Genomic DNA, 14,300 nt, shown 5'->3' on the forward strand with positions numbered 1-14,300 from the left:
GAAAAAACGAAGAGGGGGACTGGCCAACACTTTTGGCCAGTCCTTTTTTATCACTGCCTATATTACCCCAACTCTTCCCTATAAGCAAAAAAATGCTTAACTTACTATGTCTGCCCGGCAATTGACAGACCCCAAATGCTTTTTCTTGACCCCCAATCATTTCCCATATGAGTAAGCTATATGCACTCCTGGCTGGTATCAATCAATACCATCCTCAATCCCGTGTACCATCATTACAAGGCTGCCACAATGATGTACTGCATTTGCAGCAATTCCTGGAACAGGTATTTCCGGCGCAGCAACGGGAGATAAAAGTATTCCTGGATGAACAGGCTACCTATGATCAGATCGTGGGCGGTTTTGGTGCAGATCATCTGCTAAAGGCAGGTAAGGAGGATACAGTATTGTTTGTGTTCAGCGGACATGGTTCCCGCGAACCGGCAGCATCGGAGCTGACCCGCTATTTCCCGGAGGGGATGTTGGAAACACTGGTGTGTTACGATAGCCGCCTGCCGGGGCATAATGATCTGGCGGATAAGGAAATGGCGGTGCTTATTGAACAGGTCGCTAAAACCGGTGCTCATGTAGTAGTGATACTGGACTCCTGTCATTCTGGTTCTGCTACCCGTTTTGCGCCAGATGTGCAGCTGGGTAGTGCCAGACATACCACCAGCAGAAGCTTGCCACGTACCTATAAGGATTATCTGCAGGGGTATTTCGAGGCGAGATTCCCCGGGGGAGAAGGGTTTTATCTGCCTGCCAGCAGGCATATCCTGCTGTCGGCATGCGACCGTAAGGAAAAAGCCTACGAGCTGTCAGGAACACCCGGTGGTGCTTTTTCTCATTATCTCCTGAAAGTATTGCAGGAATCACAAGGGAAGATCGCTTATGCTGATCTCTACACCGCTTGCCGACTGGAAATGGCGAAAGTATCCGATCAGCAGCACCCCCAATTCGAAACATATGGGTTCTTTAATGGCTGTGAGGGCTTTCTGAAATTGGGAGGAGGCGTTGCGACGCCAGGGTATAAATTGTATAACCTGGATGGGCAATGGAAGATTACTGCAGGGGCAATAAATGGATTGCCTGCCAGTCCTGATAAAGTATCTGTATTTGAAGTGTGGCAGGACGGCAACATGCTGGGGCATGCACAAACACAGTCTGTAGGCCTGGATGAAAGTATCGTTGCGCCCGATTTTAACGCTAACCCGCTCATGCAATACGAATGCCGGGCTATCAGCATATCAGTATTACCACAAGGATATGCGCTAAAGACGGCAAAACCTGAGCAAAAAGACCTGGTGGAAAAAGCACTGCAGACTTTCCAGCCGGTATATTTCAGTCTGCAGGAGAATATCACCCAGGCGCCTTATACGCTGGAGGTGAAAAGGGATGAAATCAGGATCATCAGAAACGCAGATGGTTTTGTGGTAAGAACCCTGGAAGGCGACAATCTGGACCCCATGCTGCAGGATGCTTTTGAGAAACTGGAAACCATTGGGCGCTGGGAAAAAACATTACAGCTGGAGAATGAGGCTACAGGCATAAAGGCAGAGGAGGTGCAATTAATCCTGGCCGAACTGGATGCAGAGGGGGAAGTAGTGCGTAAAACTGCTGCTGCTGAGGTGATCGTAGAAGTGCTGGTGTCAGGAGGAAAAGAGCAGCCAGTACCTTTCCGGATAGAGGTAAGGAATAATCACCCTTCCTGGTCTTATCACTGTGCCCTGTTTTATGCTTCCGGCAGTTATGGTTTTATGCCTGCCGGCTTTAATGAAGAAGTACCTGCACAAAAAACAATATGGGCCATGGACAGGGATGCAAATGGTAACCGCTTTGATTTTAAACTGAATGGTAAGCCGGAAGCTACCGATATCCTGAAACTATTCATCAGCACCCAAAAGATCGATGCGCATCTGCTGGAAATAAAAGGCTTTGTTCCGGGAGAAACAGTGTCTTACTGGACCAAAAGAGGTGCTAAGGAATTACCGGCTACAGCGGCAAGCAGGGATATTATGGGCTTATCTGCGGGTACAGGAAATGCTGTAATCCGTCAGACTGACTGGCGGACTAATACCATGCGGATCAAATGTGTGGCCCGCCTGGCAGAAGTAGGACCCGGCAATGTGTCTTTACCGGAAGCAGGCATTACAGTACTGGGGCATCCTGCGCTTACTGCCGGACTGGAACTATCAGCAGTGGCCAACACTTCCCGGAATATAGAAGATATGGTGGCGATTATAGACCTGGCTAATAATTATGATATGGAAATACTTCCCCTGGGAACAGCCTCCCGGGGTACCGCTACTCCAAACATGCTCACGCTTACTGATATACGGAATACGGAAACGTTGACGGCTCATCCGCTGCAATTGGAGATCGCTGCCAACCTGGTTACCAACGGGGAAGCAGAGGAATACTTATTGCCGGTTACTTTTGATGGTGTACACTTTTTGCCGGTAGGCGAGGTGACGCCGATGGATAATGGGAAAGTGAGGGTAGATATTACCCATATTCCCGATATGCAGGACCTGCGTAGGAAAAGCCTGGGTAAAGCATTGAAACTGTGTTTCCTGAAACTGGTGTTTAAAAGAAAAGACCTGCAATACTTACGCTGGGTGGATTATAGTAAGGCGGAGGTAGAAAGAATGGAATCCGGCCTAAAAGGAAAAGTGCAGGCTGCAGAAGATATTGTACTGATGATCCACGGTATCATTGGTGATACCAAAGAGATGGCCGAGTCCCTGCGGGAAGCATATGGGGCAAATGGTAAAAGCCTTGTGATGACGTTTGACTATGAAAATCTTAATACTTCGATAGAGGATACGGCAGGCCTCCTGTTGGATAAACTCCGGGAGGCTGGTATTACTATAAACGGGAACAAGAAAATTACGATCGTAGCCCATTCTATGGGAGGACTGGTTACCCGCTACCTGGTAGAACACCTTAGCGGGAGAGCTTTTGTAAAACGGGTGATTCTCCTGGGTACTCCCAGTGCCGGCGCTGCTATTGCCAGGGTAACCGCCTACCGCGATGTGGCCGTGATGCTGCTGTCACTGGGATTGAATGCACCTATAGGGAAGATGGCGATAGCGGTGCTGCTGGGGATTTTACGCAATACCAAATGGATCACGCCTACACTGGAAGAAATGGATATGGAAAAGAGTGTCTTCCTGAAAAACCTGGCCAAAAGTGCCGACCCGGGTATTCCTTATTACCTCATTGCAGGAAATGTGGCAGACTACCTGCAAAAAAATATCGAACAACAAAACCTGATGGACAAAATGTACAAACTGGGGGCACGCCTGTCTTACGGTAATGAACCAAATGATATTGCCGTAAGTCAAACCAGCGTCTATGCTGTTCCGGAAGGACGTAACCCTGCGGTGGTATCACACGAAGTAGCTTGTCATCACATGAACTATTTTATTGACACCGACAGCAAAAAGGTGCTTTACGATATTCTCAGCAATGGTACGCCCCGGTGATTCCTGATACGAAAAATAATGTATGAAAGTAGTCTATATAGCATTTGCCAACAACCGCGAACATCCACTGGAAGACCTGACAAAAGAGGATGAGACCGTATATGCCACCCTGGACAATAACAAAGCCGGACAGAATGGACAACAACGGTATACTGTTTTCCGTGAGCAATTTGCTACCATCGATAATGTGAACCATTTCCTGGAAGATAATACCGATGAACTGGCCATCTTCCATTACAGTGGTCATGCAGGACAGCAGTTGCTCCTGCTCAATGATGGGGTGGCCAATGCGAAGGGTATCGCGTATCAGCTTAGCCAGCGTGTTAGCAATGGTGCCCTGAAGCTAGTAGTGATGAATGGCTGCTCTACTGTAGGGCAGGTGAAAACACTGCTGGACCTGGGGATCCCTGCGGTAATTGCTACTAATACTGCTGTTGGAGATACCAGTGCCCGCATTTTTTCTACTCGCTTTTATACTAATTTGGCGAGTAAAGGCATGACTATACGTGACGCTTTCTTTGATGCATTGGCAGCGGCACAGGTGGCTACTACAACAGACCTGGGGCTGGCTGATACATCTAAAAGGGATATCGGGGCTTTTGCGGAGGCCGATAAGGATAAGCCACTATGGGGCTTATTCTATAAGCTGGATGAAATGGTAGATAGTAATCCTTTTGTGGCAGTGAGCGGCCCTCCGCCGGCAAATTATAAACCCAACAAACTGTTGACTGCAACGATCTTTGATGCGGTGGCAGAGGCAGGAAACCCTTTGGTGCTGCAATTAAAGGCACAGGCAGAGGTGGATATTGTGGCAGACAACGTACGCCAGCAGGCTTTTCTGGCGGCGCTGCCATATCCTGTTGCGGTGCATCTGCAAAAACTCTTTTCTGCAGAGCAGGGGGCAGATGGCTTTGATCAGATGGGCCTGCGCCGCCTGGAACAAATAGGCCGTGTGTTTCATGTTACCATGGAGTTCATGGGATTTATCATGGTGGCACAGCTATGGGACCTGAAAATGATCGGAAAAGTAAAAGAGCTGCCCGAAGCAATGATCGCCCTGCTCAAAGATTATTTCTATCTCACCGCTAAAGACCGGGCATTATTTGATTATGTGAGTTTTATACGACAGATCCGTACCTACTTTGATACGCTTGGGAAAGAGGTCACTTTCTTTGTGGAAGAGCTGGAAGGGCTCCGGGAGGATGTGGCGGCAGTGCATGATTTTGGTACCGCCTGTGATTTTCTCTATTACATCCGTAAATATACGGTGAACAAAAAGGTATTTGCTCCTTCAGTGCCGGAGCTTTGCATCAATGCGGAAAATATGTTGGCGCGCTTCTTCCGGAAGCTGGGATTTCTGCACCGGTATACGCTCACCAGTATTCAGGAGATCCATATCCGCAAATACCGTCATACGCCGGCAGAGTTTAATCATCAGGTAGTAAAATTGATGAACGCCATCAGCAATAACGATATCAATTATTACCTGTTGTCTGATTACCTCGATAATAGCGGGGTAGTGCTTACGAAACAGAAACTACAGGTGTTTAATGCCGGAAAAAGGCAATACCGGGGGGATAAACTGGAATTCCTTAACCTTTCTCCTTTTGTAATAGACCTCAATGCGTTCGAGAGTAAAGCAGACCGTTCCAAACCAATGTTTTTTGATCAGTGCAGGCTTGCGGATGAGCGGTGTGTATTTAAAAGCGTGAAAGAACCGGAGAGCACAAAAGACTATGTGGAAATATCCATAAAGGTACCGGATGATACAAAAGTGATGGCGGCTTACGAAGTATCTGAGCAGCAGGAAAGGTATGAAGCGGTACGCCTGCAGTTCATGGCTTTCCGTGCCATCATTTTAAATGAACAAACACAACAGGTGTGATGGAAAAAATGCAGAACAGCCCATTCAAATTCCTGGACCCCTATGCCAAAGGGGACAGCGAAATATTTTTCGGCAGGGAAGAGGAAACAGAAACCCTTTATCATTATGTCAACAAAAACCGGCTGGTGCTGGTATATGGTACTTCTGGTACGGGCAAAACCAGCCTGGTACAATGCGGGCTGGCCAACCGGCTGGAGGTAACCGACTGGATTCCGTTCTTCATCCGGAGAGGAAAGGATATCAATACTGCCTTGCGTGATACCCTCCTGCATTCTAATGCTATCACTCCCGCTCAATATACAGACCTTTCTGATGAAGGGGTGATTAAAATACTGCAACAGATCAATGTACATTATCTCCGCCCGGTATACCTCATCTTTGACCAGTTTGAAGAATTGCTTATACTGGGGAAACAGGAAGAAAAGGAGGAATTCATGCGGCTGCTGCGCCGGATTTTCCTGGGTGCAGATACACAGTTCTGTAACCTGTTGTTCATCCTGCGGGAAGAATATTTTGCCTGGATGGATCCTTTTGAACAGGTGATCCCCGGTTTTTCCGACCGCCGCCTGCGGGTGGAAGCTATGCGGGCAAATGATGTGGAAGAGGTGATTGAAAAATCCTGCAAGGCTTTTAATATTGAACTGGAAGATCCTGCTGCCAACGCCAGACAGATCATTACTATACTTTCCGGAAAATCCACCATTTCGTTGCCCTACCTGCAGGTATACCTGGACCAGCTATGGCGGGAAGTATTCCGGGAAACCTACCCCGGAGGGTATACTGGCAACGGCCATCCTTATATTAAGTTCACTACCGAAAAAATAGAAAGCTTTGGCCAGATAAAGGATGTGCTGCAGCGCTTTTTGACAGAACGAAAAGGTACTATACAAAAGGCCCTGAAAGCAGCCTTCCCGGATACGCCGGAAGATTTTACAGGAAAAGTACTGGATGCTTTTGTTACGGATGAGGGAACTAAACTGCCTGTTGCCTACAGCATCCAGCAGGAAACGATTATGATTGGTAATAACGCTCCTGAATACCTGCAGCAAAGCCCGGTATACATGCTGCATAGTTGTCTTAAAGAACTGGAGAATAGCAAAATACTCCGGTCTGATGGTACCTGTTTTGAACTGGCGCATGATGTGCTGGCGGCATTGATCGATAACCTCCGCAGTGCAGAACAACGAAGGGTCAATGAAATAAAACACCAGATCCGCAGCAGGTTTGAGGAGTTCAGGCATACCCACGAATTTCTTACACAAAAAGAACTGGATGCCTACTATGAATATATAGATAAGCTTAACCTGGAACCTGTATTAGCCAGTTTTTTTACGCAGAGTGCACAAGTGAGGACGCAGGAGAATAATGACAAAATAAAGGAAGCTAAAAAACTGGAAGAAGAAAGAATCAAAGTAGCCAAACAAAAAACAGCCAGAAAATGGATCATTGGATTATCTGTTTCCCTGCTGATTGGGCTGGTGCTACTATTTATCAAAGAAAGAAAAACTACCCGCCAGTTTAACAGGTACATAGGCATGTTTTTTACGGCCTATCCTATGAAAGATATTGATCAGGTAGATGCGCTCAACCTATTTGAGTATATCCGGAAAAGAGTATATCCGCAGGATACCCCATTGCTGGATCAGCAAATGCTGCAGATAATGCAATCGCAGCCTATCCAGGGAAAGTTTGCATTGTTCACGCATGTGCTGCCCTATAAAAGCCTGGATGCTTCCAGTGTGGAAATATCTCCGGATGGAAGGTATATCCTGGTGGATAAATATAGCAGGGATTCTTCCAGCAACCCGGTACACGACTATATGCTGCTGGATAGTACCGGAAAGCTGGTCAGGGAATTTACCCGGATCAACTATGCCTATTTCACTAATGGAGATAATATATTGCTGCTGTCACGACTGGATTCTTTGCAGGCTGATAAAAAAGTGATGAAGAACAACGCTTATTTCACGGATGCGCCTAACCGGTTTATGCTGTACGACTGTAATCAGCGGAAAGGTAATGTCATTACATTAGGTGCAAAAGGACGTTTTCTATATCCTGTAAAACAGATTGTTAAAACCAGGGATACCGAGTTCGATTCCCACCGCGTAAGATTCACCGCAGGTGGGAATATCCTGGTACCATATATTACTGCCGGACCGGAAGATAGCATCCGGGGACATATTAAGGTGATAAGGCCAGGAGCACCTGAAATAGAAGTGCCCGGAGATATGACGGTGAGCTTATCAAAGGATGGCAAGAAATTTATGTCCGGGCATATTGTAGAGGGTAATTATGTACTGGATATTTATGAAGAATCCGGTAAATATTTGTATTCCCTGGAAAACGCCAGCTTCGGAGATTTTACTACCACAGGTGATGTATTGTATTGCAGGGATAACCGCTTAAAACTAAAAAGTAATGAACTACCACTGCTGGCGATGGTAAATATTGTTAATTATGCCTACTCTGATGATAAACGATTGCTGGTAGAGGCAATAGACAGGGATACCTACAGGTATTATCTGTTATGGATGGATGAACATAGGAAGAGCCGGCAGCTGTATGATGAAGAATTGTTGGCAGTCAGCTTTAAAAATGATGCTTTTGTCACGAGATCAAGCAGGTTGGATACACTGGATACACCTGGTATACGGGATACGATATGGCGCAGAAGGCTGTCAGATTTTAGCCCCCTTTTCTATGTGCATCCGGATGGTATTGATAAGGTGATGTATAACAACGAGCAGGATAATGTATTAGTGCTTACCAAAAGTAACCGCTTACTATTGCTGGATAAAGCAATGACGGTAAAAGCCGGTTTGCAGCTTACTGCTAATGATATATTTGGATTTGCTAAAGATGGAAAGAAGTTCTTTTATGCGAGGGATGAATTTTTAAGCGTTTTCAGAAACAATACCAGCCTGATCAATGTTTTTGATGCAGCAATGGTAAAAGACCTCCTGGCTCAAAAATCATCCCCCATTAAAAGAGAAATTTCTAAAGAAGAAGCACGGGATAAATTAAACCTGGACTTTAAATAAGCCGTTTATTTTTCTTTATCCGCCAGAAAACGCGGTAATACTAAAAACTTCACGATAGTATGTGCTACGATGGATAGAATAATGACGAGCAAAATCAGGAAGCCCTGTTTCATAGGTGTGTCAAATACATCTGCTACTGCTGATACGCCCTTGCCTGCATAGAGGGAGGCTATGAGGTAGGCAAATATGCCACAGGCCCAGAGCGTAATATGAGAAAACAGGTACTTCGTTTTTTGAAATCCTGCTTTTCCAAATGAGGTGAATAGCAAAAATACATGCGCTGCAAAAAATGCAATTGTTAAAATTAAGAGTGTTGTGTACATAGTGATAGCTGTGGTTTGATGGTTATGGTGCTTAAATTTATATAATAAATTAATAATATGCAAATGGTAGGGGAATGCACAACAGTTTTACCGGCACTGTAATGATTTCAGGCTTTGGACATCACTAAAATTTTAACAATTTATTTCATGGATATAAAAGGGCCATTATTGCCTGTGATCCCCGTTGTTAAAAGGAATGCGCTGGTAAGAATCCCCGTATTGTGGAATAATTATTGTATATTCCTATGTAGTAAACTTTTTAACATGAAAACACTTAGAAACATTATAGGCGTAACATTAGCCGGCTTAATGCTGGTGGCTGTGCCATTTGATATGCAGGCCCAGTCAAAGAAGAAAGCTACCGCTGAAAAAACAGCGGAGGTAAAAGGGATGGTAGATGCACAGGAATACGTATTTAAAGCACAAACTGTTATTCCGATGTCAGGTCGTACACGTCAGATCACTTCGGACTATGATCTGAAGGTAACTAAAGAAGAAGTGGTGGCTTACCTGCCTTATTTTGGCCGGGCTTATTCCGCGCCGATAGATCCCAGCAAGGGAGGCATACAGTTCACTTCCAAGGACTTTGAATATACGGCTACACCACGCAAAAAAGGAGGATGGGAAGTGTTGATCCGTCCTAAAGATGCAAGAGATGTGCAGCAGCTGACGCTGACTATTTCCGAAAACGGATATGGCTCCTTACAGGTAATCAGTACTAACCGCCAGCCTATTTCCTTCTCTGGTTATATCACCGAAAAGAAGGAAACTAAGAAGTAGGCTTTAACAAAACTTTATTATAAAGTTCTCTTAATAAAAATAAATGGCACGCCTGCCGGAATAGATTTTGGATAGGTTATCATGAACTAAAAATTGATACCATGTCTAAGAAAAACAAGGAAACCGTAAAGCAGGCTATTCAGCAATTGGCAATAGGAAATTATAATAGTTTGTAAAACAACATGCAACCTCACTGAATTAAACAACCTACACATGTTAGTGATCAGAAAACCCCGGCGTTGTCCGGGGTTTTATATTATATATACAATATGCTTTTAAATCAGTTTTTCCCTGATAAAAGGGAAGGTGCCATCAGGAAAATTTAGTCAGCCCATTATCCATCTCCTCCCTGGCTTTTCTTTTTGGCAAATGCGAGCCGGTAAAATTCATATCCTTTCAAAAGAGCAACTCTTTCCGGTATATATTTTTCCCGGTACTCCGCTGCACCTGCATCTTCCAGCAGGGTGTAGTTAAACCTGCTTAGATAGTTGGACAGCTCCTCCGGATCAAATCCAAAGGTCCAGTGTTCTTCAATATCATCGAGGTCTTTCAATAACTTAACCGCACCAAAAAAGGTGTCTGGTTGTTCCAATACCTGTTTGTGTATATAGGTGAAAATAACATAAGATCCGTGGATGAACTTTTCCAGCATAGAAAAGGTATGGTCTATAGCTTCCCGCGTCAGGTAATTGGTCACCCCTTCCCATATGATTGTGGTAGGAATATTCATATCTACCTGGTGCTCCTGTAAAAGCGCGTCCAGGCTTTGTGTATTGAAGTCGGTTTGCAGGTAGCGGATATTGGCGGGTAACTGTCCCGGAAGGGCATTCAGCGTACGTGTTTTGAGTGCTGCCGTATTGGGATGATCGATCTCAATAACCGGCCATTGCTTTAGAAAGGGCAGCCTAAGCCCTCTGGTATCAAAGCCTGCTCCCAATATAATCACCTGTTGCACGCCATGTTGCATGGTTTGTAACAGCAGGTCATCAATATATTTTGTACGGGCAATACCGGATGCCAGTGCGCCGGGTAATTTGCGTTGAACAATGCCTGCGATGAGCTGATGGGCAAATGGGATGATGGATAACCGGCTCACAAACTTTAATTTACGGTCGAGGAAGTGAATGGCGTAAGGGTCAGTAAACAAGCGTTTATGGGCCGGCCTTCTATGTTCCAGCGCCCGGAATAATGCCATATATTGTGCAGTTCTGCTGGCAGTATTAGCTTTCATATGAGGAATAGCAGGCGCCATTTAATAGCCACCGCTCCTTTTAAATATAATACATTTTCCACATTTACCACTTGGTAAACTTTCTTTACTTTTGCTGCTTAATACCTACACGACATCACCCGACATGGAGATTTTTGCAGCTACGCCAAGACTTATACTAAGAGAGATCATTCCCGCAGATGAAAAAGGGATGTTTACCCTGGATGCAGATCCTGAAGTACATAAATACCTGGGCAATCAGCCGGTAACCAGTATGGAGGAGGTGAGAAGTGTGATACAGTTTATCCGCCGCCAGTATGTTGACAATGGCATTGGCCGCTGGGCGGTGATCGAAAAAGATACTAACCTGTTTCTCGGATGGGCTGGCCTAAAACTGATCACTACACCTATTCATAACCGGGTGAACTATTACGACCTGGGCTACCGGCTGATCAAATCATGCTGGGGAAAGGGATATGCTACAGAGGCGGCAAGGGCCGTACGGGATTATGGTTTTAACAGGATGGGATTACCGGTTATCTATGGGATGACGGAAGTGGGCAATACCGGCTCCCGGCGTGTATTGGAAAAAACAGGGCTTAAATACATCGAATCATTTGAATACGAAGGATTGCCTCATGACTTCTTTGGTATGACAAGGCCGGAATAGCTGATTGTTATGTTAGCCCTGATACAATCCTTGTTCCTGCGCAAACAGTATCAGGCTGGTGGCATTTTTCAGGTCCAGCTTACGCATAATGTTCCGCCGGTGCGTTTGTACAGTAAATTCACTGATAAAAAGATTGTCAGCAATTTCCTTGCTGGTATGTTCTTTGCACACCAGCCGTATGATCTCCACTTCCCGCCGGGTAAGCTGATACTTACGCATAAAGTCATCCAGGAAAAAAGAGGAGGGAGGCGGTGTGAAATCTGCATGAAAAGACTGGAAATAAGTACCGCCAGCGGCAATTAGCCGGATCGTTTGTAATAAAGCATGCCGTGGGCTGTTTTTCAGGATATACCCTTTGGCGCCAAGTGCCTGTACTTCCTTTACAAGTTCTGGTTGGTCATAGTTACTGAGCACAAGTACTTTTAATGCCGGATGTTCCTGGCCAATGCGCTGTAATGCATTGATCCCGTCCAGACGCGGCATATTCAGGTCCAGCAGTAATACATCCGGTTGGGCAGCAGGTAATTGCTGTAATAAGGTTACACCATCACCAGCGGTACCAATAATTTGCATATCTGGCTCTTCACGTAATATGGCATGCAGCCCATCAATCAGTATGGCATGATCGTCAGCAATATAGATTCTAAACATAGCGCGGGTTCGGTTACTGCGCAGGAACCGGTATGGAAATGACAATCAATGTCCCATTATCAGTGCCCTGCTCTATCTGTATTTCCCCGGTAATATACTCAATTTTTGATTTTAAGGAAGCAATCCCTTTACCCTGTTGGATATTCGTGATGTGTATTCCCTTCCCGTTATCTTCTATCATCAGGGATATTACCTGGGGATGTTCAATCAACTGAAGCAGGGCATTGGTGGCAGCGGCATGTTTGATAGTATTGTTCAGCAGTTCCTGGATAATGCGGTACAGGTTTACCTGGAAGGCCATCGTGTATTTAGAGGTGTCTTCAAAACCGATGATCACCAGTTCCACGTATAATTTGTCGGCTATATTAATGCCGTGAATAAAATCTTCGATCGCTTTTTTCATCCCATAATGTTCCATCGCTACAGGCATCAGGGAATGACTCATTTGCCGGATCAGTGCGGCCGTATTGTCGAGCACTTCCCCGGTTTTCAACAGGCGCTGACGGTTATGCTCGTCTATGAAAGGGGCCTTTTCGATTACGCTGGAAAGGTTGAGCCGGGCTACGGACAACATGGAGCCTACTTCATCATGTAGTTTTTCGGCTACGAGCTGACGTTCTTCTTCCTGGGATACTACTATGCGATGGGTAAGGTCTTTCTGCTGCTGGTGTAATGCCCGTAACAGCTGCTCCTGCTCCCGTTTGTACTGGTTAAAGCGGTGCGCCAGGCCAAACGTCAATACGATAGATTCCGTAACGGCCCCTGTAAGTACACCGTATTTAGACAGATAATTGCCAGGTTGGGTAAAGTATCCTGCCTGGCTGAATGCTTCCAGTAATACAAAGATAAACAGCAGGGAGATGGCCAGCAGATAAAACATGGCCTGCTGGTTCCCTTTGCGTATACCAGAAATAAGGCTAAGTGTGACTACAGTAATGGTCGAAACTGCGAATAGCAGCACAATGACCAGCATCAGAGTGATTACCTGGGTAACGGCTTCATAGGGTATAGGTATCAACACCAGCAATGCCAGGCCAATAGCCAGGTACTGCAGGATCCGTACCGGTCGGAATAAGCGACTAGCCCTCGTTTGCCCGATAAAGCGCTGCATAAAGTTGAGTGCGGCGGCATTGGTCAATAAGCTTAATACAGGCCTGGACCGGCTTGCAAAATAAGTACTGTCCGGCCATAGGTATTGATAAGCATATCCCTTATCGGTCATTACCCACAGCCATATGCCCGCTATATACAGGATGGCAAACAGGTACAACCGGTCTTTTACACTGATATAAAGGAAAGCACAAAAGAGAAGCATCATCAGGATAATACCCGACAAAATGCCGTTAACCAGGTTTTCTTCCAGATAGCCTTCATAAAATTGTTGGGTAGATGCGGTCCAGATATAAAAACTCAGCGATTCATGACGCTTATCTATTTTGAGCAGATAAGTATGACCGCCTTGTAACGGGAAAACAAAATCCTTGCTGAATAAGGGCCGCTGGTAGAAAGGGTAATAATCTCCGGTTTGATAGCGCAATACCGGTTGCTGCTGCTCCATTTCATAATATTCCATGATATTAATGTGCGGCGCTGCTATGATCAGTTTATTGATATCCGTTATACCGCTATCTACTACAGCACAGATCCAGAAAACAGATTTTGTAAACCCTACATTGATGGCTTGCGTTCCGATAGGTGTAAAGTGTTGCTGCTTGTAATAGTCGTAAGCACCCGCAGCAGTAAGGGTACCGGTGGTATCTTCCAGGATACCCAGCTGTAAAGCCTGCGCTCCGGCAGGACGGCCCCACCAACTTATCACAGCTAATAATAACAGTACAAATTTCTTCATGGATTAAGCATGGGCTAAAGAACGAAAATTACAGCTTCTCCGCTACCTGCGCAATGAAAAATGAAAAATACCTACAAGTGGGTAGTCAGCCTCTCAATCCATTATATTTGTGCAAACAGCATAATATAATAACTGAACAGATATGGAACCTGCTATGCCCAATCCGGAACTGCTAAAAGATCTTGTGACAATGAAAATGCCTTTCGGAAAATATAAAGGCGCCTTACTCTGTGACCTGCCGGAAAGCTACCTGGTGTGGTTCAGCCAGCAAGGTTATCCCAAAGGCAAACTGGGGATGTTACTGCAAACTATGTATGAAATCCGGCTGAATGGATTGGGAGGTTTGCTAACCCCGCTGAAAGGAAAGTAATTAGTATGTTGATTTTCAATGGTATATTGCCCT

Annotated in this window: 10 protein-coding genes; 6 read left to right on the forward strand and 4 right to left on the reverse strand. The window is 45.4% G+C overall.

The genetic code is table 11. The features are described 5' to 3' along the window. The first annotated feature begins 167 nt into the window (after positions 1–167). The 3 genes from ABR189_RS06795 to ABR189_RS06805 are packed head-to-tail and all read left to right on the forward strand — an operon-like array spanning position 168 to position 8,414. The gene (locus ABR189_RS06795; RefSeq protein ID WP_354659708.1) at positions 168–3,485 is read left to right on the forward strand and encodes a DUF7379 domain-containing protein; all 3,318 of its coding nucleotides are present in this window, start codon (positions 168–170) and stop codon (positions 3,483–3,485) included. Positions 3,486–3,507: 22 nt separating this feature from the next. Further along, on the forward strand, positions 3,508–5,370 hold the full coding sequence (locus ABR189_RS06800; protein WP_354659709.1) for a CHAT domain-containing protein: 1,863 nt from the start codon (positions 3,508–3,510) through the stop codon (positions 5,368–5,370). Beyond that, positions 5,370–8,414: an ATP-binding protein gene (locus ABR189_RS06805; RefSeq protein ID WP_354659710.1), complete on the forward strand. Its 3,045-nt coding sequence runs from the start codon at positions 5,370–5,372 to the stop codon at positions 8,412–8,414. The genes ABR189_RS06800 and ABR189_RS06805 overlap by 1 nt, the downstream gene beginning before the upstream one ends. 5 nt (positions 8,415–8,419) lie before the next feature. On the opposite strand, the gene ABR189_RS06810 is transcribed toward ABR189_RS06805, so the two are convergent. Beyond that, positions 8,420–8,737, reverse strand: coding sequence for a hypothetical protein (locus ABR189_RS06810; RefSeq protein ID WP_354659711.1), 318 nt, complete (start codon positions 8,735–8,737; stop codon positions 8,420–8,422). Between the two features lie 264 nt (positions 8,738–9,001). Here ABR189_RS06810 and ABR189_RS06815 point away from each other — a divergent pair, with 264 nt between their 5' ends. Beyond that, complete coding sequence (locus ABR189_RS06815) at positions 9,002–9,517, forward strand: DUF4251 domain-containing protein (RefSeq protein ID WP_354659712.1); 516 nt, start codon at positions 9,002–9,004, stop codon at positions 9,515–9,517. Between the two features lie 334 nt (positions 9,518–9,851). On the opposite strand, the gene ABR189_RS06820 is transcribed toward ABR189_RS06815, so the two are convergent. Further along, positions 9,852–10,748, reverse strand: coding sequence for a class I SAM-dependent methyltransferase (locus ABR189_RS06820; protein ID WP_354659713.1), 897 nt, complete (start codon positions 10,746–10,748; stop codon positions 9,852–9,854). Positions 10,749–10,872: 124 nt separating this feature from the next. On the opposite strand from ABR189_RS06820, the gene ABR189_RS06825 reads away from it, so the two are divergent. Further along, the gene (locus tag ABR189_RS06825; protein ID WP_354659714.1) at positions 10,873–11,397 is read left to right on the forward strand and encodes a GNAT family N-acetyltransferase; all 525 of its coding nucleotides are present in this window, start codon (positions 10,873–10,875) and stop codon (positions 11,395–11,397) included. A 12-nt stretch (positions 11,398–11,409) separates the two neighbouring features. Here the strand turns inward: ABR189_RS06825 and ABR189_RS06830 are convergent, their stop codons facing one another. Beyond that, positions 11,410–12,048 carry a response regulator gene (locus ABR189_RS06830; protein WP_354659715.1) on the reverse strand — a complete coding sequence of 213 codons (639 nt, stop codon included), beginning with the start codon at positions 12,046–12,048 and terminating at the stop codon, positions 11,410–11,412. A 13-nt stretch (positions 12,049–12,061) separates the two neighbouring features. Further along, a complete protein-coding gene (locus ABR189_RS06835) occupies positions 12,062–13,897 on the reverse strand; it encodes a sensor histidine kinase (protein ID WP_354659716.1) in 1,836 nt (611 codons plus the stop codon). A gap of 142 nt (positions 13,898–14,039) precedes the next feature. Between ABR189_RS06835 and ABR189_RS06840 the strand changes: the two genes are divergently transcribed. Beyond that, on the forward strand, positions 14,040–14,267 hold the full coding sequence (locus ABR189_RS06840) for a DUF3820 family protein (RefSeq protein WP_354659717.1): 228 nt from the start codon (positions 14,040–14,042) through the stop codon (positions 14,265–14,267). The last annotated feature ends 33 nt before the right edge of the window (positions 14,268–14,300 follow it).

The organism is Chitinophaga sp. H8, from assembly GCF_040567655.1.
In the GTDB taxonomy this organism is placed as follows: Bacteria; Bacteroidota; Bacteroidia; order Chitinophagales; family Chitinophagaceae; genus Chitinophaga; species Chitinophaga defluvii.